The organism is Streptomyces sp. NPDC001868 (assembly GCF_040297125.1).
GTDB lineage: Bacteria > Actinomycetota > Actinomycetes > Streptomycetales > Streptomycetaceae > Streptomyces.
In genome coordinates, this window is the sequence record NZ_JBEOYO010000072.1 from 16,180 (window position 1) to 42,576 (window position 26,397).

Here is a 26,397-nt window from a genome sequence, read left to right on the forward strand (position 1 = left end):
CCTCGGGCACGATCCGGCCGTGATGTGCTCGCCGGTGTGCCGGGGCGGTCGTGACCGGCCTAGCCTGGCGGCAACGGGTGAGGGGGTGCGCATGGTGGCGTATGTGCCCGCGCGATGGGTGGCGCCGCTGCTGTACGGCGTCGTACTGGTGGGTGGTCTGTACTCCGCGGCGGCCGGCCTGGACGACGGCCCCGGGCCGACGGCCTGGCGGACGGCCGGCTTCGTCACCGCGATCGGCGCGTTGTTCGCCCTGGAGGCGGCCGGACGCCGTCGGCCCGCCGCCCGGGTGCTGCTGCCGGCCCGCTGCGCCCTGATCGGAGCGGTGGTGCTGCTGGACGCCTCGGGACTGTCCCATGTGCTGTTCGTGCTGGTGCCGTTCACCGCCTACTTCGCCTTCGGCCGCACCACCGCGCTGGCGCTGGGCGCGTTGTGTTTGGCCGGGCTGCTCACCACCTACGTGCTGACCGCGCCCGGCTGGTACCGCGACCCGGAGTACGTGGCCGACCTGTTGATGCTCTGCGTCGGGCTGGTGCTGGCGATCTCGATGGCGGCGGTGGCCGTCGGCGAGCAGCGCGCACGGCTCGAACTGGAGGCGTATGCCGCGCGGGTCGCCGAACTGTCCGCCGCCACCGAGCGCAACCGGCTGGCGCGGGACATCCACGACAGCCTCGGTCACCATCTCACCGTGATGTCCGTGCAGTTGGAGATGGCCTCGGACTTCAGGAGCCTGGACCCCGACGCGGCCCGGCGGGCCCTGGACGAGGCACGGCGGTCGGTACGGCTCGCGCTGGGCGACGTACGGCAGTCGGTGCGCGCGCTGCGGGACGAGGCGACGCGCCCCACGCTGTCGGCGGCGCTCGCCGCGCTGGCGCAGGACGGCACGGCACGGCCGCGGGTCACGGTCGAGGTGAGCGGCGACGAGGACGGCTACGGCCCGGCCGAGCTGACCGCGCTGCACCGGGCCGCGCAGGAGGCCGTGACCAACGCGCGCCGCCATGCCCGGGCCGCACAGGTGACCGTCGTGGTCCGGCTGACCGGGGACGCCGCGCGGCTGGAGGTGACGGACGACGGCCGCGGCTTCGCACCGGACGCGGCCGCCGCCGGGTTCGGGCTGCTCGGCATGCGGGAGCGGGTGCATCTGGTGGCGGGGAGCGTCGACATCGACAGCAGCCCGGGAGCGGGCACCCGGCTCACGGTGACGGTCCCGCGCGGGACGACGGCGAAGTCCGGGCAGGTGTTCGGGCAGATGCCCAGGCAGACAGGGGAGCGGTGACATGAACGACGATGAGCCGGAGCAGGTGCCGCCCGTGCGGGTGCTGGTGGTGGACGATCAGCGGCTCATCCGGGACGGCATCGCCTCCCTGCTCTCCATCCGGCCGGGCATCGAGGTCGTCGGCACCGCCGTGGACGGCCGGGACGCCGTGGCGAGGACGCTGGAACTGGGGCCGGACGTCGTGCTCATGGACGTCCGGATGCCGGAGATGGACGGTGTCGAGGCGGTCGCCGTCCTGCGCGACCGGGCGCCGGAGTGCCGGGTGGTGATGCTGACGACGTTCGACGACGAGGAGTACGTCGTGCAGGCGTTGCGGGCCGGCGCGCACGGCTATCTCCTCAAGGATCTGCCGGCCGAGGAACTCGCCCACGCGATCCGCCTGGCGCACGCGGGCGTCACCCAGCTCGACTCGTCCGTCGCCCACCACCTGACCGCCTTCCTGCCGCGTCCCGGCCCCACCGCGGAGACTCCCGCGGTCACCCTCAGCCCACGCGAGACGGACATCCTGCGGCTCGTGGCACACGGCCACACCAACCGGGAGATCGCCACGCGCCTCTACCTCAGCGAGGGCACCGTCAAGAACCACATCTCCCGCATCCTCAACCGCCTCGCCCTGCGCGACCGCACCCAGGCGGCCCTCCGCGCCCGCGACCTCGGTCTGCTGTGAACCTTGGCCGCCACCGCCGAAGCCGTGTACGGCCGTTGTCGTAGGAGCCGCCGGCTCCCCGACGGTGATCACGTCGTCATGCACTCGCGGCGCCAACTCCCCGGTGGGGGAACGGAGATCGCCGTCGTAGACATCTGGCGGATCGACGACGGGCTGATCGCCGAGTGCTGGGAGGTCATCGAGCCGGTGGCTCAGGCAGCCGCCCATCTTCGGTGGTGGGAGCCCGCCGCGCGTTGACCGGCCGCGCGTTGACCGGTCGCATCAGGTGCAGGTCCTCGCCCCACGCGTCCAGCACCGGGCCGTGCCCCGCACGCCGGGCGACGGCCTCGGCCTGGGCGAAGAGGCGGCGCTGGGTGGGCGCGTCGCCCGTGGCCGAGATGTGGGCCAGGGTGTCGAGGAGTGTGGCGGTGTCCCAGTCGGGGAGGGGGAAGCGGGTCAGCTCCCATTCCAGGTACTTGTTGTACGGGCGGGGGCGGCGGTCCAGGGCGAAGAGGGTTTCCAGCAGGTACCGGACGCTGTCGGCGGCGTCGAGCCGGGCCGCGAGGGTGTGGCCGTCGCGGTGGTTCTTGACCGAGCGGTAGAGGGAGTTGGCGTAGGCGTCGAGGTACGCCCCTGCCTCCCGGAAGGCCTCGTCGGCGTCGAGCCGTGCCTTGGCGGCCAGGATGCGGGCGATGCCTCCGTCGAGGCGGTCGAGTACGACGCGGGCGCGGGCGAGGGCGTACCGCTCGAAGCCGGGCATCCCGGCGGCGCGGAACTCGGCGAGGGAGAGGACGACGAGGTCGAGTTCCGGGGTGCGGTGCCCCGTGAACCGGGTGAGCGTCGTCGTCGCGCCGTCGGCGAGGACCACGTACAGGTCATGGTCGGAGTACTCGGTGGTCATGCCCTCGTGGGCCCGGGAGCCCTTGAGGACGAGGCCTACGACAGCCGGGTCGGCGGCGGCGAGCTCGGTGAACTCGACGAACGCGTCGTAGGAGGCGAGGGATCGCTGAGCGGTCATGGCGTGATCTCCGGTGGGATGGCGACGGGTATGCCGAACGGGCGGCCCCGAACCTCGTCGGGGTCACCCGCATCCTCTGCGGCGGCAACGCGGCCACCGCCCGGCAGATCAACGCACACGGGGACCCTACGCCCGCCCGGTGCCACAGCGCGACCGTCCCCTCCCCACCGTCCCGACCGTTCCGGCCACGATCGCCACCACTCCGGTCATGAGGGCCAGGACGGGAACGGGAACGGCCCCAGTGCGGGCGCTCGCCGAGCCGAACTCCCCGACCAGGCAGGGGAGTTCGATGCGGGGTTGTCGGACCGCTGGGGCGGGCGGGGCCGGCAGAACCTGTCTGACAGCCAGACAATTCGTTTCTTGAATCTTCGAACAACTTACGCCCGAGTCACGTATGTACGTACGTCATGGCTTCGGCGGAAGGACACGCGAAGTGCGATCCCCCCGGCACGTCAGAACGTCCCAGCACGTAGGCACCCCCGTAGGCACCCCCGTTTCAGCTGTTCCCGCACCCCCTTCCCGTGTCCCGGCGCACCCGCCCCGGCTGCCGGAACCGTCGTCCCAGAGCCTGTCCGTCGCCCTCGCCTGTGCCGAGAGGGAGTGGCCGCACGACGACTGGCCGGCCCCCGACGACCGGTACGTGAGCAGCGCGCTGTACGTCCCGCCGCCCTATCACGCGCTCCGGGAGAGCGAGGCGGATGTCGTGGTCCTGCGCTGCGAGGACCCGTCGGTCTCCTTCGCGGAACTGCTGAGGGCCATGGGCTCCATGAGCGCTCCGGTGGTCGTCGTCAGCCCCCGCCGGGACGCCGAGGCGGTGGTGGAGGTGTTCCGCGGCGGGGCCGGCTATCTGGTCGAGGGCGACTACTGCACCTGCATGCTCTCCTCGGCGGTCATGGCCGCCACGGTCGGCCACACCTATTTCTCGCCCGTCGCCTGCGCGGCCATCCGGGACGCGGCCCAGCGTCTGCCGGACCACGGGGAGGCGATGGAGCGACTGCGCTCGCTGCTCTCGCCCCGCGAGGGCCAGATCATGGAACTCCTCTCCACCGGCCTCGGCGCCCAGGAGATCGGGCTGCGTCTGCGGCTGAGCGAGAAGACCGTCCGCAACAACCTGAGCAACATCTACGCCAAGTTGGATGTCCGGGGGAGCACGGAGGCGGTGCTGCGCTGGCTGGGGGCGACCCCCGGGGTTCGCGTATGAGAACGCGGAACTGAGCACGTCCAGGAACACAGGGAGCCCATTCGGGAAACCGTACGAAAGAATCCCCCGCGCATGGCACGGGGGATTACTCGGGTTTCTCCGGCGGCTATTGAATGGTGACTTCGGAGAGCGGAACCTCGATGTCGGTCACGTTCGCGCCACCCTCGTCGAATCCGGGTTCGGCGCGGGCACTGTTCTCGCTGTTGATGATTCCGTTGGCCTGGGGCGTACCGCACTGGACGTTGCGCAGCCAGAGCCGGCCGTCCGGCGTTCCGCTGGGCAGGAGCTGCGGATAGAAGACGTGGACGCTCGTAGCCCCCTCGCTGGGGGAGAAGAACACCTTCTGGCCGTCCTGGGCCTCCTTGTAGGTGGCCTTGAGGAAACCGCTCACGTCGGTGCGCTTGTGGGACCACATGAAGAAGGCGATGTGGTCCGGCTTGACCGTGTCACTTCTCGAGAAGGAGAACGACGACGTGGTGTCGTCGCGCTTGATGTTGAATTCCTGCGTGGCGAACTTGACGCCGATCTCGAAGACGGAGCTCGCCAGCTTCGTGCTGCCGTCCGTGTTGAAGCCGTCCTCCAGCTGAATGGTGCGTGTCACGGACGCCGTGCCGCTGAAGGTCTTCGTCGCCGCGGTGCTGACTCCGCAGTTGTCGGTCACCGAGGTGACCCGTTCGTTGGGGCCGAGGCTGTTGCGCTTGACCTGGACGTCGACGAACTCGCAGTTCTCCAGCTTGTCCGAGTCCGTACGGCAGTCGGTGGCCACCTCGTCGGGGGTGGCGGCACCCGCGCTGTACATCAGTGGGACGGCCAGTCCGAGGGCGGCGACCGGCGCCAGCGCGAGGGTGATGCGCTTCTTCTTGCTGCGGTGGTTGCCGCTGCGCCCGGTGCGTGTCATGTGTGTCTCCTGCGAGGGTGATGAGGGGGATAAGCAATGGTGGGAGGGGGCGTCCCTCCCGTGAGGGGTGGGGGATCCCGTGGGGGGAGAAGTCTGTGTGGTGGGGCGGGCGCCCCGAGGCCGTCGGCTGCCGGCCTTCGGTCAGCAGTCCTCCAGGACGACCTTGCTGGTGCCGTCCGCGAGTCCGGGCGTGCCCGCGGCGCTCTCCAGGATGACCGGGCCCTCGACGACCTCCGGCGCCACGAAGTTCTTCTCGGGGGAGGGGTTCACGGCGAAGCTTCCAGGATCGGCGTCGAGGTGCACCCGCCATTCGCCGGTCATGCGCTGCATCTTCGGCGTGAACGTCACATGCATGACCTTGCCGACGGGCACTTCCCGCTGTTCCGACTCGCTGGCGGTGGCCGTCTTGACGGTCATGTCCAGCGTGCCCTTGTGCTTCACCCAGCCGCCGCTCAGGGCTCCGAAGAGACCGCCGAGGGCGCCCTGCTGGGTCGCGGTGTACTTGCCCTGGCCCTGGCCCACCGCCTTCGAGAACTCGGTGGTCACCTTCGACGGTTCGGTGGCGTTCGGCTCGCAGTTCGGGAAGTCGACGGTGACCTTCTCCGTGGGTCCGTCGAAGGTCTCGAACTTCGTCTCGACGAAATCACAGGTGTCTGACTCGAAACCGTCCCCGAGCCCGCCTCCGAAATCCCTCGTCGACTGCTGTTTTCCGTTGAGCTTGGCAGTCCTTTCGCACATCCTCATGATCTGGTCGGGCGTCTTCTCATCGGCGGCGTTGGCCGACGGCAGCAGCACGGTGACGACCGCCGTACCGGTCAGGAGCGAGGCCCCGATCGCCAGGTACCGGACCTTCTTGTTCTTGAAGCGCCTCTTCGCCATGCTCGGCTCTCTCCTTGGGGGTGGCTTTACCTTCCGATGGTGAATTATTGAGGCCCCGTACGTGTGGTGGACAGGGTCAAATGTCCCTACCCATTGGTCACTTGTGATCGCAATCGCAAGCATGCGTCTCGCATCTGACGCTTCGTCAGCTACGGCGGTACGCTGACCTCGGCCAACGCACCCCGAAGGGAGTCCCCATGGGCAAGCTCGACGGACGTGTCGTCCTCGTCACAGGTGCCGCGCGCGGTCAGGGTGAACAGGAGGCCCGGCTGTTCCGGGCGGAGGGGGCCGAGGTCGTCGTCGCCGACGTCCTCGACGACCAGGGGGAGGCCCTCGCCAAGGAGATCGGCGCACTCTACGTCCACCTGGACGTCGGCAGCGAGGAGGACTGGACGGCCGCCGTGGCCGCCGCCAAGGGCGCCTACGGCCGGGTGGACGGACTCGTCAACAACGCCGGCGTGCTGCGCTTCAACTCCCTCGTCGACACCCCCCTCGACGAGTTCATGCAGGTCGTACGGGTCAACCAGGTCGGTGTCTTCCTCGGCGTCAAGACCCTGGCCCCCGAGATCGAGGCGGCCGGCGGCGGCACGATCGTCAACACCGCCTCGTACACGGGACTCACGGGGATGGCGTACGTGGGCGCGTACGCCGCGACCAAGCACGCGATCGTCGGCCTCACCCGGGTCGCCGCGCTGGAGCTGGCCCGCAAGGGCATCCGGGTCAACGCGGTCTGCCCCGGCTCCATCGACACCGCGATGACCGACCCGGGCGACGAGACGTCCGCCGAGGCCGTCGCCAAGCTCTACCGCAAGCGGGTCCCGCTCGGCCGGATCGGGCGCCCCGACGAGGTCGCCCGGCTCGCGCTCTTCCTCTCCTGCGAGGACTCCTCCTACATCACCGGGCAGCCGTTCGTGATCGACGGGGGCTGGCTGGCCGGGGTGAGCCTCTGAGGGCACGCCGACCTGACGGACGTCGACCTGGCGGACGTCGATCTGATGGACGTCGATCTGATGGGCATCGATCTGATGGGCATCGATCTGACGGCACGTCAGCTATTGACGCTCCACGGGGCCGGTGGAACAGTCGGCCGTATCGATATCTGACGGACAGTCAGAAAAGTCAGAGGACCTGACCGTGGGACGGTGAACCTCCTTGGAATTCGGGCTCTTTGTACAGGGATACGTGGGCAAGCGGGCCGAGACCGACCCGCTCGCGGAGCACAAGGCACTGATGGAGGAGACCGAGTACGTCATCCAGGCGGACAAGTCCGGCTTCAAGTACGCGTGGGCCTCCGAGCACCACTTCCTGGAGGAGTACTCGCATCTGTCGGCCAATGACGTGTTCCTCGGCTATCTGGCGCACGCCACCGAGCGGATCCATCTGGGCTCCGGCATCTTCAACCCCCTCGCCCAGGTCAACCACCCCGTGAAGGTCGCCGAGAAGGTGACCATGCTCGACCATCTCACCGAGGGCCGCTTCGAGTTCGGCAGCGGACGCGGGGCCGGCTCGCACGAGATCCTCGGCTTCATCCCGGGTGTGACCGACATGAACTACACCAAGGAGATCTGGGAAGAGACCATCGCAGAGTTCCCCAAGATGTGGCTTCAGGACGAGTACGTCGGCTTCCAGGGCAAGCACTGGTCCCTGCCGCCGCGCAAGATCCTGCCCAAGCCGTACGGGAAGTCGCACCCCGCGATGTGGTACGCGGCCGGGTCGCCGCCGTCGTACTCCATGGCCGCGCGCAAGGGGCTCGGCGTGCTCGGCTTCAGTGTGCAGAAGGTCTCCGACATGGAGTGGGTGCTGGAGAAGTACAAGACGGCGATCGTCGACGCCGAGCCCATCGGTGACTTCGTCAACGACAACGTGATGGTGACGACGACCGCGATCTGCGCGCCCACGCACGACGAGGCGGTGCGGATCGCGGTCAACGGCGGGCTGCACTATCTGCCGTCGCTCGTCTTCCGGTACCACGACACGTTCCCGCGGCCGGACGGCTTCCCGGTCTGGCCGGAGACGCTGCCCGAGTACAACGAGGAGTTCATCGAACTGCTCATCGAGGAAGAGCTGTTGATCTGCGGGGATCCGGACGAGGTGGTCCGGCAGTGCAAGCGGTGGGAGCAGGCCGGGGCGGATCAGTTGAGCTTCGGGTTGCCGGTGGGGGTGCCGAAGGAGGCGACCCTGCAGACGATCAGGCTGGTGGGGGAGCACGTGATTCCGAAGATCGATACGGATCCTGTGCATCGGACTTCGCGGTTCCGGGCGGCGGGGTGACGTTTGTACGGCGGCTGCGGCTCGGTGGGGGCTGGTCGCGCAGTTCCCCGCGCCCCTGACCCAACTGCAGTACTCGATTGCTACCAGGCACCCGGAGGGGAGAGGCATGCTCGACCATGTCATCGAAGGTGTGACCGTCGTCGATGGGACCGGTGCTCCCGCCTACACCGCTGACGTGGGGATACGGGACGGGCGGATCGCCGTCATCGGGACCGTCACCGAAGAGGCCCGTACGTCGGAGAACGCGGCCGGACTCGTCCTCGCCCCCGGCTTCGTCGATCCGCACACCCACTACGACGCGCAGCTGTTCTGGGACCCGTACGCGACGCCCTCCCTCAACCACGGGGTGACGACGGTCGCGGGCGGGAACTGCGGGTTCACGCTCGCGCCCCTCAACCCCGCCCGCCCCGAGGACGCGGACTACACGCGACGGATGATGTCCAAGGTCGAGGGGATGTCGCTGGTCGCGCTGGAGGAGGGGGCGCCCTGGAGCTGGAGCGGCTTCGGGGAGTATCTGGACGCCCTCGAAGGGCGGATCGCCGTCAACGCGGGCTTCATGGTGGGACATTGCGCGCTGCGGCGGTATGTGATGGGCCCCGATGCCATCGGCGGGCAGCCGAGCGACGAGCAACTCGACGCCATGCTGCGGCTGTTCCACGAGGCGATGGAGGCGGGTGCGTGGGGGCTGTCGACCACGCAGTCCTCGACGCACAGTGACGGCGACGGGCAGCCGGTCGCGTCGCGGCACGCGAAGCCCGCCGAACTGATCGCCCTGTCACGGGCGGTGGGCGAGCACGAGGGGACACAGATCGAGGCGATCGTCGCGGGCTGCCTGGACCAGTTCAGCGACGACGAGATCGATCTCTTCGTGGAGATGAGCGCGGTGGCCGGCCGCCCCCTCAACTGGAACGTCCTCACCATCGACTCGGCCGTCCCCGAACGCGTGCCGAGGCAGCTGGAGGCGAGCGAGCGGGCGCGGAAGGCCGGGGGCCGGGTGGTGGCCCTGACGATGCCGATCCTCACGCCGATGAACATGTCGCTGGGCACGTTCTGCGCGCTGAACCTGATCCCCGGCTGGGGCCCGATCCTGGGCCTGCCGGTGCCCGAGCGGATCGAACGCCTCCGCGACCCGGAGGTGCGGGCGGAGATGCTGCGCCGCGCGGACTCGAAGGAGGCGGGCGTCTTCCGGCGGCTGGCCAACTTCGGGCGGTACGTCATCGGGGACACGTACAGCGAGGCGAACGAGGGCCTCACCGGGCGGGTCGTGAAGGACATCGCGGCCGAGCGGGGGCAGGAACCGTTCGAGTGCCTGGTGGAGATCTGCGCCGCCGACAACCTCCGTACGGTCCTGTGGCCCATGCCCACCGACAACGACCCCGGCTCCTGGACCCTGCGCGCCGAGACCTGGCGCCACGAGGACGTCCTCCTCGGCGGCTCGGACGCGGGCGCCCATCTGGACCGGATGTGCGGCGCCCCGTACACCACCCGGTTCATCGGGGACTGTCTGCGCGGCCGGAAGCTCGTCGGGCTCGAACAGGCGGTGAAGATGCTGACCGACGACCCGGCGCGCCTCTTCGGCCTGCGGGAACGCGGGCAGGTGCGGGAGGGGTGGCATGCGGACCTCGTCCTCTTCGACCCGGAGCGCGTCGACGCCGGCAAGGCCACCCTGGTGCACGACCTGCCGGGCGACAGCCCACGCCTCGACTCCAAGGCGATCGGTATACGGGCGGTCTGGGTCAACGGCGTCGAGGCGATCCGCGACGACGTGGTGACCGGGGCGGTGCCCGGGAAGGTGCTGCGCAGCGGGCGGGACACCCGGACGGTGAGTACGAGGTGAGCGTCAAGTGACCGACGCCCAGCGGTTGTTCGTCGGCGGCTCCTGGGTGGAGCCCGACGGCGGGCACTACGAGGTGATCGACCCGGCGACCGAGGGCGTCGTCGGGCGGGCGCCGGAGGCCTCGCGGGACCAGGTCCACGCGGCCGCCGCCGCCGCCCGCGAGGCCTTCGGCCCGTGGTCCCGGACACCGGCCGCCGAGCGGGCGGCGATCCTGGCCCGTACGGCGGAGCTGATCCGACGCGACCTCGTTCCGTACGCCGAACTAGCCCAGGCCGAGAGCGGCGCGACGACCGGTACGGCGCGGGGGATGCAGGTCGGGATCGGTGCGGCCCGTTTCCAGCGGTACGCCCGGGTTGAGCCGGTGGAGGAGCCGATCGCCCCTCAGATCAACGAGGCGGGCCCCTTCGGCAAGGCGGCCGTGATGGGCGCCCTCGCCGTACGGCAGCCGGTGGGCGTGGTCACCTGCGTCACGTCGTACAACAACCCCTGGGCCAACCCGGCGGGCAAGATCGCCCCCGCCCTCGCCATGGGCAACACGGTCGTCGTGAAGCCGGCCCCGCAGGACCCGCTCTCCGTCTACCGCATGGCGGAGGCCCTGGAGGCCGCCGGTGTTCCGCCGGGGGTGGTGAACGTGGTGAGCGGGTCGGGCGCGGAGGTCGGCGAGGCGGCCGTGGACTCCCCGGACGTGGACATGGTCAGCTTCACCGGCTCGACGGCGGTCGGGCAGCGGATCGCGGAGGTGTGCGGGCGCGGGATGAAGCGCCAGCTGATGGAGCTGGGCGGGAAGGGCGCGGCGGTCGTCTTCGACGACGCGGACGTGGGCGCGGCGGTGGCCGGCATCGCCACGACCTTCACCTTCTACAGCGGTCAGATCTGCACGGCACCGACGCGGGTGATCGCCCAACGGGGCGTCTACGACCGGTTGGTGACCCAACTGGCCGCGTACGCGGGGCGGTTGCCCGTGGGCGACCCCCGCGAGCGCGGCACCGTCGTCGGCCCGGTGATCTCGGCGGCGCACCGCGACCGGGTGGAGTCGTATGTCGAACTGGGCCGCAAGGAGGGCGCGCGGGTGGTGGCCGGTGGTCAACGCCCGCCGCATGACCGGGGGTTCTACGTGGCGCCCACCCTTCTCGCCGATTGCACCCCGGACATGCGGGTCGTCCGCGAGGAGATCTTCGGCCCGGTCGTCGTCGTCCTCCCCTTCGACGACGAGGACGAGGCCGTCACCCTCGCCAACGACAGCGACTACGGCCTCATCGACTACGTCTGGTCCGGCGACGTGGCCCGAGCCTTCCGCGTGGCCCGCCGCCTCCGGGCCGGTGGCGTGGGCGTCAACACCGTCGGCCGCAACATGGAGGCCCCGTTCGGCGGCTTCAAGAAGAGCGGGGTGGGGCGCGACGTGGGGTCGTACGCGCTGCACGCGTACAGCGAGGTGCAGGCGATCGTCTGGCCCGGGTGATCTCTTCCCTCGGGCTCGTCGGTGACACGATGATGTTCGAATGCTGGTTGGGTGGCGGGTTGGGTGGGGTGGGCGGCGTAGGCGCGTCTGGTGTGTTGGGCGTATCGGGTGGGCGTCGTGATGAGCCGCCCGCTTCTCTATCTGGACGTGGACGGGCCGTTGAACCCGTACGCCGCGAAGCCGGAGCGGCGGCCCGCCGGTTACACGACCCATCGGATGAAACCGCAGGGCTGGCTCGACCAGCATCCGGGTGAGCCGGCGGCGTACGTCAAGCCGCTACGGGTCTGGCTCAACCCGGACCACGGCCGTCAACTGCTCGCCCTGGCCAAGCTGTTCGAGCTGATGTGGGCGACGACGTGGGCCGGTGAGGCGAACACGTACATTGCGCCGGTGCTGGGGCTGCCGGAACTGCCGGTGGTGGAGTGGCCGGAGACGCGCGCGTCCGGGGCCGACTCGGACCCTTCGGGGACTGTGGGGGCTGGGGTCTTCTGGAAGACACCGCGGCTCGTCGAGCACGCGGCAGGGCGCCCGTTCGCATGGGTCGACGACGAGATCGGCGCCGCCGACCGGGACTTCGTGGCCAGGCACCACCGGAACTCTGTCCTGCTGCACCGCGTCGACCCCCGACTCGGCCTGCGAGAACCGGACTTCGCGGCCCTCGCTGCCTTCGCGCGGACCACCACCGGCCGGATGGGAAGGGATACGGTCGACTGATGATCGTATGGGTGAACGGGGCTTTCGGGAGCGGCAAGACCACCTTGGTCGAGGAGTTGCGGGGGCGATGGCCCGAGGCGTTGCTGTTCGATCCCGAGGTGGTCGGCTATGTGCTGCGGGAGATCGTGGAGGTGCCGACCGGGGACTTCCAGGATCTGCGGCTGTGGCGGCGGCAGGTGGCCGAGTTCCTGGTGGGCCTGGCGGAGGAGTACCGGCGGCCGGTGCTGGCGCCGATGACCTTGGTGAACCCCGACTACGTCGCTGAGGTGTTCGGCGCGATCGAGGCCGCCGGTGTCCCCCTCCACCACTTCTTCCTCAAGGTCCCCGAGGACGTACTGACCGCCCGGATCGACGGCCGGAGCTTCACACCCGACGACCCCGAGCAGGACGAACGCGTCCGCCGGTGGTGCAAGGCGCGCATCCCGGCGTGCACGGCCGCGCTCGACACCCTGCCCCGCGACACGGTGTTCCTGGACGGCGAGTCGAGCCCGGGTGAGCTGGCTGAGGTCGTACTGCGTCGCGTGGGCGGGTGAGGGCGTGGCAGCCGGTGGGCTTCGGGTGTCTAGTCGCTGAGGTCCTGCTCGGCAGGCTCGCCACGGCCGAGCGACAGGGACCAGCGCACCTCCGGAGCGGCGGTGACGGTGACGCTGCCCGCGTGGTCCGCGCCATCCACAGCGACCTGGTTGTAGATGTCGGCCACTTCGCCGTCGACGCAGTCCATGGGGAAGGAGGCGCCTACGGAACGCAGGACCACCTCGATCCTGCCCTTGCCCTCGCATCGCACCCCGATGGTCAACGCCTTGCCGTCGCCCTTCTTCGCCTTGCCGAACTCCAGCGAGGCGTTGCCCCGGGTGCCGTTCTGACGCAGGACGACCCGGTCGGCCATGTCCAGGTCCGGAGCGCGGTCCACGGACTTGCCGCCCGAGGCGGCGGTCTCGTCGGCCTCGTCCGAGTCCGCCCCCGGGGTTCCCTTCGCCGGGCTCGGCTCGGCCGTCCGTACGGGCTGCCGCTTCTGCGACCCGGTGTCACTGTCGGACGAGCAGGCGGCGGTGGTGGAGAGGAGGAGCGCCGCCGCCAGCAGCGTCAGGGTGGTGCGTGCGCGGCGAGAGGTGCGTGGTGCGCGCGATGCACGCGATGTGTGTGATGCGCGCGGTATACGCGATGTAGGTGACATGAACGACCCCCGTCTGTCTGCCCGTTGGTGGCGGGCGAGGCCGTGATCGTGGCACCGGGGCGAGAAGGGCGACAAGGCGGAAGGGCGGGTTCAGAGGGAGATCTGAGGTTGGCGGCGCTTGTCCATGCGGGCCGGCCCCTGCCTCAGAAGTGCACCTCGGCGCAGGCCCGCCCCCGTGACTCCATCCTGCCGTTGAGGTGCTCCCAGCCCTCGGCGCAGAGGACGGCGCCGTTGGGGAGGTCGCGGTGGACGGGGACCGTGAACTTCTGGTGGTAGCCCCAGAAGCCGGTGGCGCTGTTGGTGTCGATGCCGCCGCCCCAGATGTGGAAGTGGCCGGTGAAGTCGCCGTTCCAGGTCGTCGCCGCGGAGATCGACTCGACGCGCAGACCGCTGCCCTCGACCTCGATACAGGTCCGCTGATTGCACCCCTGCGCCCCGGCGGACGCCGACGGCGCCCCCGCGGCCACCAACGCCCCCGCGCACGCCGCGCTCACCCCCACGCGCACGAGCCACCGCGCCTTGGCGACCTTCGCACCCACGCTGTCCATACGACACCCCTCTTGGTCCGACCGATTGCCAAGTGATCTTGGCAGTGTGGATCACCGCCTACGGACCGATGAGGCCTCTCCCCGCCCTCCTTCACCCCTATGAGCGACCAGCGGTCACAGCCGTGACGCGGGCGACGGAGCCGATCTCCAGGGCCGTCCACATCGAGCCGTCCGGCCCCAGGGCGATGCCGTGGGGCTCGGAGGAGGGGGTCGGCAGATCGTGTTCGTGAATGGTGTGGCGATGGCCGTCGAAGGTGATCCGGCCCACGCGGTTCGCGCCCCACTCCGTGAACCAGCAACCACCGTCGGCGTCGGCGTCGGCAGCGGGAGCGATGGCGTGTGGGCGGGACTCGCGGTCCGGGAGGGGGAACTCGTCGATCTTCCCGTCCGTGGTGATTCGCCCGATCTGGCCGGCCCCGATCTCGACGAACCACAGAGCCCCGTCCCCACCGGCGGTGATGCCCACGGGAGCGGCACCCGGCGTGGGCAGCGGGTGGACCGTGACCTCCCCGTCCAGGGTGATGGCACCGATCGCGTTGGCCTGGTTCATCGTGAACCAGAGCCGACCGTCCGGCCCGGCGGCGATGGCCGACGGGAACGCCCCGGAGAGCGGCAGCGGGAACTCGGTGACCTCCCCCTCGGTCGTGATCCGGCCGATCCGGTCGGCCCCCGCCTCCGTGAACCACAACGCGTCATCGGGACCGACCGCGATCCCGAACGGCCCGGCGTCAGGCGTCGGCAAGGGGAAGGACGTGACCTCTCCGGCCGTATTGATCCGCCCGATCCGATGCCCCCGGAACTCCGTGAACCACAGCGCGCCGTCCGGCCCCGCCGTGATGATCGACGGTCCGCCGGACGCCGACTCCAGCGCGTACGACGTGGTCTCGCCGTCGGGCGTGAGCCGGCCGATGCGCCCGGCGTGCACCAGGGTGAACCACAGTGCTCCGTCCGGCCCGGCGGCGATTCCGTACGGCCCCGCCTCGGCGTCGGAGACGGGGAACTCCGTGATGGCCACGGTCGTCGGGCGTGAAGACATGGGTGGTGGTTCCTCCGTCGGTGATCGGGGCGGGCGGGCGACGCACAGCGTTCCAGAGCGCGCGTGCCGTGTCGCGTGAATTCCCGCCGGGGATTCCGTTCGGGACAAGGCGGTTGGGGCGGCCCACCCTCGTCCCCTACCTTGACCGCATGGCAGACGAGATCTTCCGTGACCGACGGCTCGCCGAGCTGTACGACCCCCTCGACCCCGATCGCGGCGACCTGGACGCCTACCTCCTGCTGGCGGAGGAGTTCGGCGCGCGGAGCGTGCTGGACATCGGCTGCGGGACGGGCGTGTTCGCGCTGCTGCTGGCGGAGCGCGGGGTGGAGGTCGTCGGCGTCGACCCGGCCGGCGCCTCCCTCGACGTCGCCCGCGCCAAACCGGGAGCGGACCGCGTCCGCTGGATCCACGGCGACGCGACGGCCCTGCCCCCGCTCCAGACCGACCTCGTCACGATGACGGCCAACGTGGCCCAGGCGATCGTGGACCCCGAGCTGTGGCACCGGACGCTCACGGGCGCCTACGAGGCGCTGCGACCGGGCGGCCGGCTGGTCTTCGAGACCCGGGACCCGGCCAGGCGGGCCTGGGAGGGGTGGAATCGCGAGGACTCGTACGGCGTCACCGAGGTACCGGGCATCGGCACGGTCGAGAGCTGGGTGGAACTGACCGAGGTCACCGGCCAACTGGTGACCTTCCGCTGGCACTGCGCCTTCGACGGCGACGGCGACGGCGACGGCGACGGCGACGGCAATGGCACGCGCGGCAGCGGGAACGGCACCGGTGCCGGCACCGGCGGGGCGCTCACCTCCGACTCCACCCTCAGATTCCGCGAACGGCACGACATCGAAGCCGATCTGGCCGCTCACGGATACGTACTGGAGGACGTACGGGACGCCCCCGACCGGCCCGGGAGGGAGTTGGTGTTCGTGGCGCGTCGGCCACCGGCGGTTTGACCGATTCGGGACTTTTGCTCGGCTCTGGGGGACGGGCACAGTCGTCGGCATGGAGTGCATGGTGTGGGTCGAGGGCGGCGAGGTCTGGGCGGACGACACGGGACCGGCGGCGGGGCCGGGCGCCGGGGCGGGGGTGGACGCACCGCCGGTGGTGCTGTTGCACCCGGGAGTCGGGGACTCGCGGATCTGGGACCGGGTGGTGTCCGGCGGACTGGGCGCCCGGTATCGCGTGATCCGGTACGACGCCCGAGGCTTCGGCAGGTCGCCGAAGCCGGGCACGTCGTACGCGCAGACACGCGATCTCCGGTCGGTACTGGACCACTTCGGCGTAGCCCGCGCGGTGCTCGTCGGTTCGAGCATGGGCGGCTCGACGGCGATCAGCTTCGCCCTGGAGGAACCGTCGCGGGTGGCGGCGCTCGGGCTGGTCGTACCGGGGATCAGCGGCTACGCGGGCCTGGAGTCACCGGAGTTGACGGAGGAGATCGGGCGGCTCGCCAAGGCGGGCGACATCGACGGCCTCGTGAAGCTCGGCCTCGGCCTGTGGGGCGCGGCGGGCCCGTCCCCCGACACCGAGGCCGACGAGGCGCTGCGCGCGGCGATCCCCGCGTGGTTCACGACCTTCGGCCACGACACCCCCGCGCCCCCGGCCTTCGACCGCCTCGGCGAACTCGACCTCCCGGCCGCCCTCCTCCTCGGCGAGAAGGACCAGCCGGAAGTCGTCCGCTGCAACGAGGAGATCGCCGCCCGCGTCCCCGGCTGCCACCTCGTCCGCCTCCCGGCCGCCGACCACTTCCCGACCCTTCGGGACCCCGACGCCGTACGGGACTTCATCACGGACCTCTACGACCGCCTGGGCTGATCCACGAGGGGTTTCCCCTGGCGGCGGCACTCCGCTCAACTCAGTGCCAGCGCCTGCTTCAGGTTGTACTCGGCGATGCCCGCCATGAAGGCCCGGTCGGGGAAGTCGCCGTCGAGCAGCCGCAGCGGGCCCGCAGTGAGCGAGAGCCGCTGGGCGAGCAGGTAGAGCGCGAGCCGGTCCTCGTCCAGGCCGTCCACGTGCAGCGGCCGGTAGTCGTCGTGCAGGCGGATCCGCAGGAACACGTGCTCCCACTCGACGTCGAAGTACATCAACCCCTCGATGTCGACCACCACGGGGTTGCCGTCCGCGTCCACCCGCACATGGTCGGGGCCCAACTCGCCGTGCACGACCGCGTATTCCGCGCGCGGACGCACCGCCGCCGCCAGGCCGAGCAGTCGTTCCTCCAGCCGGGCGCGGGCGTCCGCGATGCGCGGATCGCGCGAGGCCGCCTCGGCGAGGTCCCGCAGCGCACGGTCGAGAACCACCTCCTCGCACGACGTACCGCGCGAGGTTCCTCCTCCGTCGACCACGGCCACCTTGCCGTACGCCGGTGCCCGGTGGCCCCGCATCACCTCCAGCGACTCCGCGAGCCGGGCCATGACCGGAGCGGCCGCGTCCCGGTCGCGCGCGAGCAGCTCCTCCAGGTTCTCGCCCGGAAGGTCCTCGACGATCACGAGGCCGGCGGGGCCGTGGGCGCTGTCTCCGTCTCCGTCGCCGTCGCGGTCGACGAGACGGATGGCCGGGACGCGGACGCCGAGCGCGTCCAGCCGCGCGTGCGCGGCCCGGAACAGTTCGAGGCCGAGGCCGGGCGAGAACGGGTCGGTGAGGTCGTCGTCGCCCTCGGCGGCCGGCCAGTAGTTCTCGGCGTCGTCCCACAGGTAGGCGACCGCCGTCGTCGCGTCGTCCATCACCAGGCGGTACACGCCCTTCTTGGTGCCGCCCGCGATCCGCTCGACCGCCTCCAGCCGCCGCCCGCCCCCCAGCGCGGCACGCGCCGCACCCGCCAACCGCTCCCGCGTCACCGACCTGGATGCCACGTTCCGAACCGCCTCTCCGCCACGACAACCCGCGCACCCTACGGGAGCGTCGATGTGGAGGCGACGGAGTTGAGGACGGGAAGGCGGGAAGGGGGTGAAGGCGGTGAAGGCGGTGAAGGCGATGGAGGCGATGGACGCCCTCCGGGCGGGCGATCAAGCGGATCGGGATCGGGGATCGGATCGGGGATCGGATCGGGGATCGGATCGGATCGGATCGCCTGGCAGGCAACCCGTGCGGGGGCGCCGTGGTCTTACCGGGCGTCACCGACCGGAAGGGCGCAGTCCATGGAACTCGATCCCGATCTCTGCCTGGACGTGCCGGAGGGCTTCGACGACTCGGACGCCGAGAGCCAGGTGCACCCCATGGCCAGGAAGCTGTTCCCGGCCACGACCGCCGCGGACGCCTTCCGGAAGGCTCAGGAGTGGGTGGGGGAGCACGACGTCTTCCTCGTCGACGTGTCATGGGACTTCGCGCACGACGAGGACGAGCCCTACACGCTGAGCATCTACTTCACGTTCGAGACGTCGGAGCTGGAGCCCGAGCAGGCCTGACGGCCGGGGAGTCGGCCGGGAACCCACCCGGGCTCGGTCCGGACATGGCTCAGACCAGCGCCTTCTTGTAGAAGATGCTGGAGCGCCGGTCGCCCTCCAGGCCGGTGGCGAAGCCGATGAAGAGGCGGACCTCGCCCCCGTCGGTGCGGTAGACCGCGAGGCCCTCGGGCTCCCGGTGGTGGAGGGTGGAACCGGCCTTGGTGAGGACGGGGCCCTGCTTCACGGCGCCCGTGTTGATGTCGATGCTGGTGAGGTAGGAGTTGCCGTCGCCGGTGGGGGTGCCGTCGCCGGGGTACGCGTCACCCGTCAGGTAGTACATGTACGAGCCGTAGAGGGCGTAGCCCTGGGGCGTGCCGGAGATCGTCGGCTGCTGGAAGTCGACCAGCGGCGAGCCGAAGCTGCCGGTCCGGAAGGCGGAGAGGGGGTACACGGCGATGCGCTTGCCGCCGCTGGTGTGGTAGCGGACGATCATGCGGTCGTAGACCGGATCGGCGGAGCAGGTGTACTCGGTGGCCCCGGAGATCGGCCGGTAGGCAGCCGAGGCGGCAGGCGAGCCCAGGGTGGTGTTGGGCCGGTAGGTGATGGGGGCGAGCGCGGTGCCGTACCCCTTGGTGTTCGCGGCGCACTCGATCCACAGCTCGGTCTCGGAACCGTTCGGCAGCGCGGCGAAGGAGACGCCGTGGCCGAAGCCGTCGAGGTGCATGTACGAGAGGTAGTTGCCGTCGAAGTCCATCTTGTTGATGCACAGGTCACCGTCGGCCTCGGTGCTTCCGCTCCGCTTGGTCGCCACGAACAGGAACTTGTTCTCCCAGTCGAAGGCGAAGCTCTGCTGGACCCGCGCACCGTGTGTGTCCTTGGACCGGAACAGGTCGTACGACGGCTGCGTGAGATCGAAGCGCTTGGTGGCGGCCACCGCGGCGGAGGCGGTCCGCGCGCCGACGCCCAGCCCGAGCGCCGCGAGGGAGGCGCCGGCGCCGGTGCGTATGAGGCCGCGGCGGGAGAGAGGGAAGCCAGGGGTGCGGTTCATGGGGGGACTCCAGGTGCTTGAGGTGGTGCATGAGGTGGGGGGACAGGAAAACGGAGATGCTACCCACCGGCGGGGGCCCTGTGACGTGCCGGGTCCCGGGGGCGGCTGGGGCTCCGCTTCCCCGGGTCACAGGCGCGAAACGGTGTCGTCCGGGGCCGTGTCCAGCTCATCCGCCGGTCGGTCCCTGACCGTGCAGATCCACCCGCACAGTCAGCAGCCGTGACCCCAACACCCGTACCGCCGTGCTGTTCATACGGGGCAGAGAGCGCAGGCGGGCCACCGGGTCGTCGTCCGGGAGGAGATGGGCCGTGCCCTCGTGCCAGCGGCCCCGGATGCGGACGCGGACCGACGGGTCGGCCTTGATGTTGCGGATGTAGTGGGACTTCTCGCCGTACTCGGAGACCAGCCAGAACGTGTCGCCGACGCGGCGCCCGCCGATGGGCGTGCGGCGCGGGAGGCCGGAGGTGCGGCCGGTGGTCTCCAGGACGGTCTGGAGCGGTATGCGGCGGAGCACCGGGTTGGCGACGTGGCGCTGGAAGGCCGTGACGACGCGTTGCTTGAGCTCCATCGGGGCGGCGGGATCCGCATCGCGGGACATCGGCTTGGTTCTCCTCTGGGAGTGGGAGGTACGAGGTACGGGTTACAGGATCGGGTACGCGGTGAAAGGCGGTGGTCGGCCGGTGCGGGTCGTGACGTGGAACCTGTGGTGGCGGTTCGGACCGTGGCAGGAGCGGCAGAAGGCGATCCTCGCCGTACTGCGTGAACTGCGGCCCGATGCGGTCGGGTTGCAGGAGGTCTGGGAGCACGGCGGGGAGAACGCGCGGGATGCGGCGAACCGGGAGAACCTGGCCGGGTGGCTCGCCGGGGAACTCGGTCTGCACTGGGCCTGGGGCGCGTACGGCGACGCCGGGCGCTGGCAGCGGCGGATCGGGGACCGGAGTGTGGGGATCGGTAGCGCCGTGCTGAGCCGGTGGCCCGTCCTGGAGCGGGACACCATCGGGCTGCCCACCGGGGAGGGCGGCAGCGCGCGCGGCGCCCTCTACGCCCTCCTCGACGCGCCCGGCGCCCCCGTCCCCTTCTTCACCGCCCACCTCAGCTCGGCCACCGACGCCTCCGCGCTGCGCTGCCGCCAGGTCACCGCGCTGGCCGAGTTCGTCGCCCGCCACCGGGGCGGCAGCGCCCACCCGCCCGTGATCACCGGCGACTTCAACGCCTGGCCCGACTCCGACGAGGTCCGGCTGTTCGGCGGGTACAGAACCGCGCCCGCCGTGCCCGGCCAGTGCTTCCTCGACGCCTGGGAGTACGCCGACCCGGGCGCGCCCTCCGCCACCTGGGACCCCGTGAACCCGTACGTCGCCGGGACGTTCGGGCCGGCCGTACGGATCGACTACATCCACGTCGGGCCGCCGGGCCCCGGCGGCATCGGGCACGTACGCGCCGTACGCAGGGCGGGCGACGCCCCCGTCGACGGCGTATGGCCCTCCGACCACATGGCCGTCGTCGCCGACCTGGCGGAAGGGGCGGATGGGGTGGGAGGGGCGGGGACAGTGGGGACCGTGGAGACAGCGGAGGCCGGGGTCCGCTGACGACCCCGGCCACCACCCTCACCATCCATACGGAGCCGACGGGCCATCAGGACCCGACGAACCCGACGGTCCCTACCGGCTACGGCTTCCGGCCCAACCCCCCATGCTGCCCGATCGCCTTCGGCTCGCCCCCCTGCGTGGCCTCCGGGCGCCACAGCGGTACGGAGACGATGCCGGGGTCGATCAGGTCGAGGCCGTCGAAGTAGCCGGTGATCTGGTCGATCGGGCGCAGGAAGTACGGGACGGCGCCGGTCTCGTTGTAGGCGTCCTGGGCGCGCTCGTAGTCGGGGTCGGTGCCCCGGGAGCCCTCGTTGATGTTGAGGTAGCTGCCGGAGGGGAGGCCGGCGAGGAGGCGGCGGACGATGTCCCGGGCCTCGTCGTAGTCGGCGACATGGCCCAGGATGCCGCTGAGGATCAGAGCCGTGGGCCGGGACAGGTCCAGGGTCTCGGCGGCCGCCTCCAGGATGCGCTCCGGGTCGTAGAGGCTGGCGTCCACGTACGCGGTGGCACCCTCGGGGGAGGAGTACAGCAGCGCGCGGGCGTGCGCGAGGACCATCGGGTCGTTGTCGACGTAGACGATCCTCGCCTCCGGCGCGCTGCGCTGGGCGACCTGGTGGGTGTTGTCCGCCGTGGGCAGCCCGGTGCCGACGTCCAGGAACTGCCGGACGCCCTCCACCTCCACCAGGTGCCGGATGCTGCGCCGCAGGTACGCGCGGCTGCTGCGGGCGATGGTCACGATGCCGGGGAAGGCGCCGGCGTACGCGTCGCCGGCCGCCTCGTCCACCGGGTAGTTGTCCTTGCCGCCCAGCCAGTAGTTCCAGATGCGGGCGGAGGCGGGCACCGAGGTGTCGACCTTCTCCTTCGCCGCCGGAGCCGCCGCCGGGTCGGGCGTGGTCGCGTGATCGGTCATGGGCGCCTTCTCCTCCGCCGTGCAGGTGCGTCGTCACACAGACAGACGCACGTACTGTGTCGAGCCAAACCTAAGGCCCAACACAGGTATTTCGTACGCGGGTTCCCCCTACCGTCGCCCGACCTTCCTGCTGGCTGCCATCGTCTCCGTGGCCGGCCGTCCTATCGCCGCCCGAGGAAGATCGGGTTGGTGAAGGCCGCCAGCGGGCCCGGGAAGCCCGGAACGATGGGCGGCCGGCGGACCTCGGCGCGTACGTACGCCGCGTACGAGGCCGTCGTACGCCACTCCGCCGAGCCCGTGCCGGACGCCGGCAGCTCGGCCGAGGTGAACAGGACGCCCTGGTCGGTGACGAAGCGGATGACGCAGCCGGCGGAACCCGTGGCCTCCAGACGGACGGTGACCGGGGCGTCGGCGTCCACCTTCAGCCGCTCCCCGATGCCCGCGTGCTCGCCACGCGCCCCGGACGCCGTGAACGACACCGACACGTCCTTGGACTCGGCGACGTACGAGCGGCCCGCCCGCAGGCCCTCCTGGATGGCCTCCCTGGTCAGATCGTCGGCGAGGACGACCGTCTGGGGGCGGCCCACGGGGTCGGGGTCGCGGTGGGCGTCGCTGTTGCCCATCGCCGGGATCCAGTCCGGGCGGCCCTCGCGCACGGCCGCCACGAGCATGCCGTCCCAGTCGGCGAGCGCGACCTCGTCCTCCGGCGAGTACGCGCCGTTCCACACCTCCACCGCGTCCGCCTCGCCGAAGCCGAACTTCCAGTTGCAGCCGATGCAGGTGGCGTGCGGATGCGCCGGGACGACCAGGCCCCCGGCGCGGCGGATCTGCCGGGCGTACTTGCCGAACCGGTTGTCCCGGGCCCGGTAGCGCCAGTCGACGAACGTCCCCGGGTCGACCCCGAGCGCCAGCACATGGCCGTTGCGGGTCGTGACCTCCTCGCCCAGCATGATGAGGAGGTCGTCGCCCGCGTGCTCGGCCCAATGGGCGTGCGCGGACTGGGTGTTGTGCTCCGAGCTGTTGATGAAGTCCAGCCCCGCCGCCCGCGCCAGCGCCGCCAGCTCGGCGAGCGTACGGCGGCCGTCGGAGTACCAGGAGTGCAGATGGCAGTCGCCCCGGTACCAGGCCCGGCCCCGCCCCTTGGCCCGCTCCGGCGGGTACACCGGCTTCACCGGCGTGGCCGGCCTGCCGTACGTGAGGGTGATCGTGATCTCGTACGGCAGACCGGCCGGCGCCACCGTGTACGGGCCCAGCGCGATGTGCCAGGTGCCGGGGCGGACCGGGCCGGGGAGGTAGCCCGGAGTCGCCTCGTCCACCCGGATGAAGAACTCCGTGCGCGCACCGCCCGACCAGCCCCGGAAGCCCTTGCCGCCGAGTTCCGTGCCGCGTTCGTCGAAGACACCGATGTCGAGCGCGTTGCCCGCGGTGCCGGCCGGGACAGCCGGTCTCTCGTAGCTGTACGAGACCTTCAACTCCCTTACCCCCGGCGGAACTTCGACCGGCAGATACACGAAATCGGGGGATCCGGTGGGGAGGGTCCCCCGGATGGTCTTCGTCTCCTGGTCGCCGTCCACGGCCTCGGCGCCGCTCGTCCCAAAGGTCACGCTTCCCAACGTAAGCGCGGCCGCCGCCGACGTCACGAACAGCGCGCGCCTTCCCAGTCCGTTCCCGTCACCTTGGTGGTCGTCGCACATGCTGCTGCTCCCCAGGTCGGTCGTGAGTGACATGGCGTGGGTGGTGCAGGGGTGGTGCGTGCCACCTTCGTATTCCGTGGTGAACTGCGGGGCAAGGGCAGGGAATCGGCGGCTTTCCACTTGGCCGACTCGCATCGGGTCGTGGCGGGCCCGCTGTGCGTCAGGACGTGCAGAGGTCCGTCAGCTTGTCGGCCGCGGCGTCGATCTCGCTGGAGTCGGGGTCGGTGTCGCCGTTGAGGATCGACCTGTTGTAGTCCTTGATGGCCTGGGAGAGGTCGTCGACCGCCTTGTCGACCTTGCTGTCGTCGTTGTCCGCCTTGTCGTCGATCTCGTCGAGGTTCTTCTCGATGGTCTCGATGGATTCGTCGGTCTTGGCGGGATCCTTCGCCGCCTCCAGTCCGGCCTGGTGGATGTCCCTGAGGCTCTCGGCGATGGTGTCCGCGTTCGAGACACAGTCGAGGGAGTCACCGAACTCGCAGCCGGTGAGGAGTCCTGCGGAGAGCGTGAGGGCGGCGACGCCGGTGGCGAGGGCGGCGATACGGCGACGAGGGCTGCGGGGGCGGCGGGTGGGCTCGGCGGTCATGAGGGACCCTTTCTTCGGGAGGAGGCCTGGTGGGCGGGATCTCTGACGACCACGATCTCCTCGCCCGACCGCCGCCACGAGGGACCGGCCTCCCGGATCGATGGTGTAGCCCGCTACACCCGAGCGGCCGCAACCCAGCAGCCCAGCAGCCCTCACGGCCCCACTCGACCCATCGACCCTCTTGACCCACTCGACCCTCTTGACCTCTTGACGCACTCGACCCTCTCGACCCTCTCGACCTTCTCGACAGGAGACACAGAGCGTGCGGACACCGACCTGCCTGCTGGGCGGAGCCGGCATCACCGACCGGGTCGCCCACGGCCACGACCCGGACCGGTTCGTGGAGATCGGCTCCCTCACCAAGGTGCTCACGGGAACCGTCCTGGCCCGGCTCGCGGCGGAGGGCGGCGTCGGGTTCGACACCCCGCTGGAGGAGTGCCTCGACGACGTGCCGGGCGGGACGGGCATCACCCTCAGGCATCTCGCCGAGCACACCTCGGGCCTGCCCCGGCTGCCCGCCGGACCCACCGGCCCCCCGGACGACCCGTACGCCGGGTTCACGGAGACGGCCCTGCGGGAGTCGCTGCGCGGCCTGGACCGGACGGCGGCCGGACGGCTCGGGGAGGTGGAGTACTCCAACTTCGGCTACGCCGTGCTCGGGCACGCGCTCACGAGCGTCACGGGGCGCTCGTACCAGCAACTGGTGGACGCGTACGTCCTGTTGCCGCTCGGGCTGGAGGCGGGCGCGGCGACTGCGTACCCGCCGGAGGACCGACGCCTCGTACCGCGCGGACCGTTCGGCCGGGCCCGCCCGCTGTGGACGCTGACCGGCCCGATCCTGCCCGCCGGCGGTCTGTGGTCCACCTGCCGGACGCTGGCGCGGATCGTCGTCGCCCTGCTCGTCGAACGCCGGCTCGGCGACCCGGCGCCCTCCTGGCAGCGCGGCCCCTCGATCCGGTGGCACAACGGCGCCACGCGCGGCTCGTCCGTCCTGGCCGCCGCGTACGACGACGGCCGGTGGATCCTCCTCCACCGCCTCGGCGACCCGGCCCGCACGGACAGCCTCGCGAAGCGGGTGCTGCTCGCGACGGTTCCCCGGCAGGACGGCGGGTCCGCCGGAAGTCCGACTGGCTGACCGGCCGACTCGCTGACTCGCTGACTGGCCGACTGGCCTGACTCCGCTCGGAGCCGACCGGCCGGCTCCCCTAAGTGCCGACCGGTCGGTATGGACATACCTGCCCGGAGCCGCTACAGATGACACCATGCGCATCTCCGTGACGATCTTCCTCACCGACGAGACGATCACCCCGACCCGGCTCGCCCGCGAGCTGGAGCAACGCGGTTTCGCGGGGCTCTACCTCCCCGAGCACACGCACATCCCCGTCGAGCGGACGACGCCGTACCCGGCCGGCGGGGAGCTGCCGCGTGAGTACGGCCGCACCCTCGACCCCTTCGTGGCGCTCGGCCAGGCCGCCGCCGTCACCGAGCGGCTGGGGCTCGGCACCGGGATCACGCTGGTCGCCCAGCACGACCCGATCGACCTCGCGAAGCAGATCGCGACCGTCGACCACCTCTCCGGCGGCCGTCTCACCCTCGGCGTCGGCTACGGCTGGAACGTGGAGGAGGCCGCCGACCACGGGGTCGAGTGGCGTACCCGGCGGGAGCTGGTGCGGGACCGGATGGCGCTGATGCGGGCGCTGTGGGCGGAGGAGCCGACGGCGTACGAGGGGGAGTTCGGGAGTGTGCGGGCGAGTTCCGCGTATCCGAAGCCGGTGCGGAAGCCGCGGGGGCCGGTGGTGGGGCCGCGCACGCTGATCGGTGGGGCCGCGGGGCCGAAGCTGTTCGCCCATATCGCCGAGTACGCGGACGGGTGGCTGCCGATCGGGGGGCGGGGGTTGGGGGAGGCGCTTCCCGTGCTGCGGGCGGCGTGGGCCGAGGCCGGGCGTGATCCGGGGGCGCTTCAGGTGGTGCCGTACGCGGTGCGGCCGAGTGCGGGGAAGCTGGCGTACTACGCGGAGCTGGGCATCGAGGAGGCGGTGGTCCAGTTGCCTCCGGCGGGGGAGGCCGAGGTGTTGGGGCTTTTGGACGAGTACGGGGTGTTCTTGGGGGAGGGCGCCTAATAGCCCGGGGGTTCGGGTGCGTCGGCGGGTGCGGCCCCGGTGGGGCTTCTCGCGCAGTTCCCCGCGCCCCTGAAAAGCAGGGGCTGCGCCCCACGCTTTTCGCTTCCAGGGGCGCGGGGAAC

Annotated in this window: 27 protein-coding genes; 15 read left to right on the top strand and 12 right to left on the bottom strand. The window is 71.0% G+C overall.

Features of this window, described 5'->3' with window-relative positions; translation table 11 throughout:
- Positions 1–91: 91 nt before the first annotated feature.
- Entirely contained in the window at positions 92–1,273 is a 1,182-nt protein-coding gene (locus tag ABT147_RS42565; RefSeq protein ID WP_351416851.1) for a sensor histidine kinase, read from the top strand.
- Between the two features lies 1 nt (position 1,274).
- Positions 1,275–1,940 (top strand): response regulator, encoded by a 666-nt coding sequence (locus ABT147_RS42570; RefSeq protein ID WP_351416852.1) that lies wholly within the window; start codon positions 1,275–1,277, stop codon positions 1,938–1,940.
- A 175-nt stretch (positions 1,941–2,115) separates the two neighbouring features.
- Here the strand turns inward: ABT147_RS42570 and ABT147_RS42575 are convergent, their stop codons facing one another.
- On the bottom strand, positions 2,116–2,937 hold the full coding sequence (locus tag ABT147_RS42575) for a hypothetical protein (protein WP_351416855.1): 822 nt from the start codon (positions 2,935–2,937) through the stop codon (positions 2,116–2,118).
- 640 nt (positions 2,938–3,577) lie between these two features.
- Here ABT147_RS42575 and ABT147_RS42580 point away from each other — a divergent pair.
- The gene (locus ABT147_RS42580; RefSeq protein WP_502983261.1) at positions 3,578–4,138 is read left to right on the top strand and encodes a LuxR C-terminal-related transcriptional regulator; all 561 of its coding nucleotides are present in this window, start codon (positions 3,578–3,580) and stop codon (positions 4,136–4,138) included.
- Positions 4,139–4,244: 106 nt separating this feature from the next.
- Here the strand turns inward: ABT147_RS42580 and ABT147_RS42585 are convergent, their stop codons facing one another.
- Entirely contained in the window at positions 4,245–5,036 is a 792-nt protein-coding gene (locus ABT147_RS42585) for a hypothetical protein (protein ID WP_351416860.1), read from the bottom strand.
- A 141-nt stretch (positions 5,037–5,177) separates the two neighbouring features.
- The gene (locus ABT147_RS42590; protein ID WP_328838592.1) at positions 5,178–5,915 is read right to left on the bottom strand and encodes a hypothetical protein; all 738 of its coding nucleotides are present in this window, start codon (positions 5,913–5,915) and stop codon (positions 5,178–5,180) included.
- Between the two features lie 197 nt (positions 5,916–6,112).
- Here ABT147_RS42590 and ABT147_RS42595 point away from each other — a divergent pair, with 197 nt between their 5' ends.
- The 6 genes from ABT147_RS42595 (at position 6,113) to ABT147_RS42620 (ending at position 12,729) form a co-directional block, all read left to right on the top strand.
- Complete coding sequence (locus ABT147_RS42595; protein WP_351416863.1) at positions 6,113–6,865, top strand: SDR family NAD(P)-dependent oxidoreductase; 753 nt, start codon at positions 6,113–6,115, stop codon at positions 6,863–6,865.
- A 202-nt stretch (positions 6,866–7,067) separates the two neighbouring features.
- Positions 7,068–8,186, top strand: coding sequence for an LLM class flavin-dependent oxidoreductase (locus ABT147_RS42600; protein WP_351416865.1), 1,119 nt, complete (start codon positions 7,068–7,070; stop codon positions 8,184–8,186).
- A gap of 106 nt (positions 8,187–8,292) precedes the next feature.
- Positions 8,293–10,023: an N-acyl-D-amino-acid deacylase family protein gene (locus ABT147_RS42605; RefSeq protein WP_351416867.1), complete on the top strand. Its 1,731-nt coding sequence runs from the start codon at positions 8,293–8,295 to the stop codon at positions 10,021–10,023.
- Between the two features lie 7 nt (positions 10,024–10,030).
- Positions 10,031–11,482, top strand: coding sequence for an aldehyde dehydrogenase family protein (locus ABT147_RS42610; protein ID WP_351416870.1), 1,452 nt, complete (start codon positions 10,031–10,033; stop codon positions 11,480–11,482).
- 120 nt (positions 11,483–11,602) lie between these two features.
- Positions 11,603–12,196, top strand: coding sequence for an HAD domain-containing protein (locus ABT147_RS42615; RefSeq protein WP_351416872.1), 594 nt, complete (start codon positions 11,603–11,605; stop codon positions 12,194–12,196).
- Positions 12,196–12,729, top strand: coding sequence for a P-loop nucleotide/nucleoside kinase family protein (locus tag ABT147_RS42620; protein ID WP_351416875.1), 534 nt, complete (start codon positions 12,196–12,198; stop codon positions 12,727–12,729). Before ABT147_RS42615 ends, ABT147_RS42620 begins: the two co-directional genes overlap by 1 nt.
- Before the next feature lie 29 nt (positions 12,730–12,758).
- Here the strand turns inward: ABT147_RS42620 and ABT147_RS42625 are convergent, their stop codons facing one another.
- The 3 genes from ABT147_RS42625 to ABT147_RS42635 all read right to left on the bottom strand — a co-directional run bounded on the left by ABT147_RS42625 (position 12,759) and on the right by ABT147_RS42635 (position 14,954).
- Entirely contained in the window at positions 12,759–13,370 is a 612-nt protein-coding gene (locus ABT147_RS42625) for a hypothetical protein (protein WP_351416877.1), read from the bottom strand.
- 143 nt (positions 13,371–13,513) lie between these two features.
- Positions 13,514–13,918 carry a hypothetical protein gene (locus tag ABT147_RS42630; RefSeq protein ID WP_351416880.1) on the bottom strand — a complete coding sequence of 135 codons (405 nt, stop codon included), beginning with the start codon at positions 13,916–13,918 and terminating at the stop codon, positions 13,514–13,516.
- A 97-nt stretch (positions 13,919–14,015) separates the two neighbouring features.
- On the bottom strand, positions 14,016–14,954 hold the full coding sequence (locus ABT147_RS42635) for a Vgb family protein (RefSeq protein WP_351416882.1): 939 nt from the start codon (positions 14,952–14,954) through the stop codon (positions 14,016–14,018).
- A 149-nt stretch (positions 14,955–15,103) separates the two neighbouring features.
- Between ABT147_RS42635 and ABT147_RS42640 the strand changes: the two genes are divergently transcribed.
- Positions 15,104–15,907 carry a class I SAM-dependent methyltransferase gene (locus ABT147_RS42640; RefSeq protein WP_351416885.1) on the top strand — a complete coding sequence of 268 codons (804 nt, stop codon included), beginning with the start codon at positions 15,104–15,106 and terminating at the stop codon, positions 15,905–15,907.
- A gap of 49 nt (positions 15,908–15,956) precedes the next feature.
- Positions 15,957–16,766 carry an alpha/beta fold hydrolase gene (locus ABT147_RS42645; protein ID WP_351416887.1) on the top strand — a complete coding sequence of 270 codons (810 nt, stop codon included), beginning with the start codon at positions 15,957–15,959 and terminating at the stop codon, positions 16,764–16,766.
- A 35-nt stretch (positions 16,767–16,801) separates the two neighbouring features.
- Here the strand turns inward: ABT147_RS42645 and ABT147_RS42650 are convergent, their stop codons facing one another.
- A complete protein-coding gene (locus ABT147_RS42650) occupies positions 16,802–17,788 on the bottom strand; it encodes a phosphotransferase family protein (protein ID WP_351416911.1) in 987 nt (328 codons plus the stop codon).
- A gap of 300 nt (positions 17,789–18,088) precedes the next feature.
- On the opposite strand from ABT147_RS42650, the gene ABT147_RS42655 reads away from it, so the two are divergent.
- Positions 18,089–18,355, top strand: coding sequence for a hypothetical protein (locus tag ABT147_RS42655; protein ID WP_351416889.1), 267 nt, complete (start codon positions 18,089–18,091; stop codon positions 18,353–18,355).
- A gap of 49 nt (positions 18,356–18,404) precedes the next feature.
- Here the strand turns inward: ABT147_RS42655 and ABT147_RS42660 are convergent, their stop codons facing one another.
- A complete protein-coding gene (locus ABT147_RS42660; protein ID WP_351416892.1) occupies positions 18,405–19,382 on the bottom strand; it encodes a phage baseplate protein in 978 nt (325 codons plus the stop codon).
- A 166-nt stretch (positions 19,383–19,548) separates the two neighbouring features.
- Positions 19,549–19,980, bottom strand: a complete 432-nt coding sequence (locus tag ABT147_RS42665) for a nitroreductase/quinone reductase family protein (protein ID WP_351416894.1) — start codon at positions 19,978–19,980, stop codon at positions 19,549–19,551.
- Between the two features lie 82 nt (positions 19,981–20,062).
- Here ABT147_RS42665 and ABT147_RS42670 point away from each other — a divergent pair, with 82 nt between their 5' ends.
- Complete coding sequence (locus ABT147_RS42670) at positions 20,063–20,968, top strand: endonuclease/exonuclease/phosphatase family protein (RefSeq protein WP_351416897.1); 906 nt, start codon at positions 20,063–20,065, stop codon at positions 20,966–20,968.
- Positions 20,969–21,047: 79 nt separating this feature from the next.
- On the opposite strand, the gene ABT147_RS42675 is transcribed toward ABT147_RS42670, so the two are convergent.
- The 3 genes from ABT147_RS42675 to ABT147_RS42685 all read right to left on the bottom strand — a co-directional run bounded on the left by ABT147_RS42675 (position 21,048) and on the right by ABT147_RS42685 (position 24,155).
- Positions 21,048–21,878 carry an SAM-dependent methyltransferase gene (locus ABT147_RS42675; protein ID WP_351416900.1) on the bottom strand — a complete coding sequence of 277 codons (831 nt, stop codon included), beginning with the start codon at positions 21,876–21,878 and terminating at the stop codon, positions 21,048–21,050.
- A gap of 161 nt (positions 21,879–22,039) precedes the next feature.
- Positions 22,040–23,572: a CehA/McbA family metallohydrolase gene (locus ABT147_RS42680; protein ID WP_351416914.1), complete on the bottom strand. Its 1,533-nt coding sequence runs from the start codon at positions 23,570–23,572 to the stop codon at positions 22,040–22,042.
- A gap of 160 nt (positions 23,573–23,732) precedes the next feature.
- Positions 23,733–24,155 carry a hypothetical protein gene (locus ABT147_RS42685; protein WP_351416902.1) on the bottom strand — a complete coding sequence of 141 codons (423 nt, stop codon included), beginning with the start codon at positions 24,153–24,155 and terminating at the stop codon, positions 23,733–23,735.
- A gap of 262 nt (positions 24,156–24,417) precedes the next feature.
- On the opposite strand from ABT147_RS42685, the gene ABT147_RS42690 reads away from it, so the two are divergent.
- Both ABT147_RS42690 and ABT147_RS42695 read left to right on the top strand, forming a co-directional pair.
- A complete protein-coding gene (locus ABT147_RS42690; RefSeq protein WP_351416905.1) occupies positions 24,418–25,290 on the top strand; it encodes a serine hydrolase domain-containing protein in 873 nt (290 codons plus the stop codon).
- 127 nt (positions 25,291–25,417) lie between these two features.
- Positions 25,418–26,275 carry an LLM class F420-dependent oxidoreductase gene (locus ABT147_RS42695; RefSeq protein ID WP_351416907.1) on the top strand — a complete coding sequence of 286 codons (858 nt, stop codon included), beginning with the start codon at positions 25,418–25,420 and terminating at the stop codon, positions 26,273–26,275.
- The last annotated feature ends 122 nt before the right edge of the window (positions 26,276–26,397 follow it).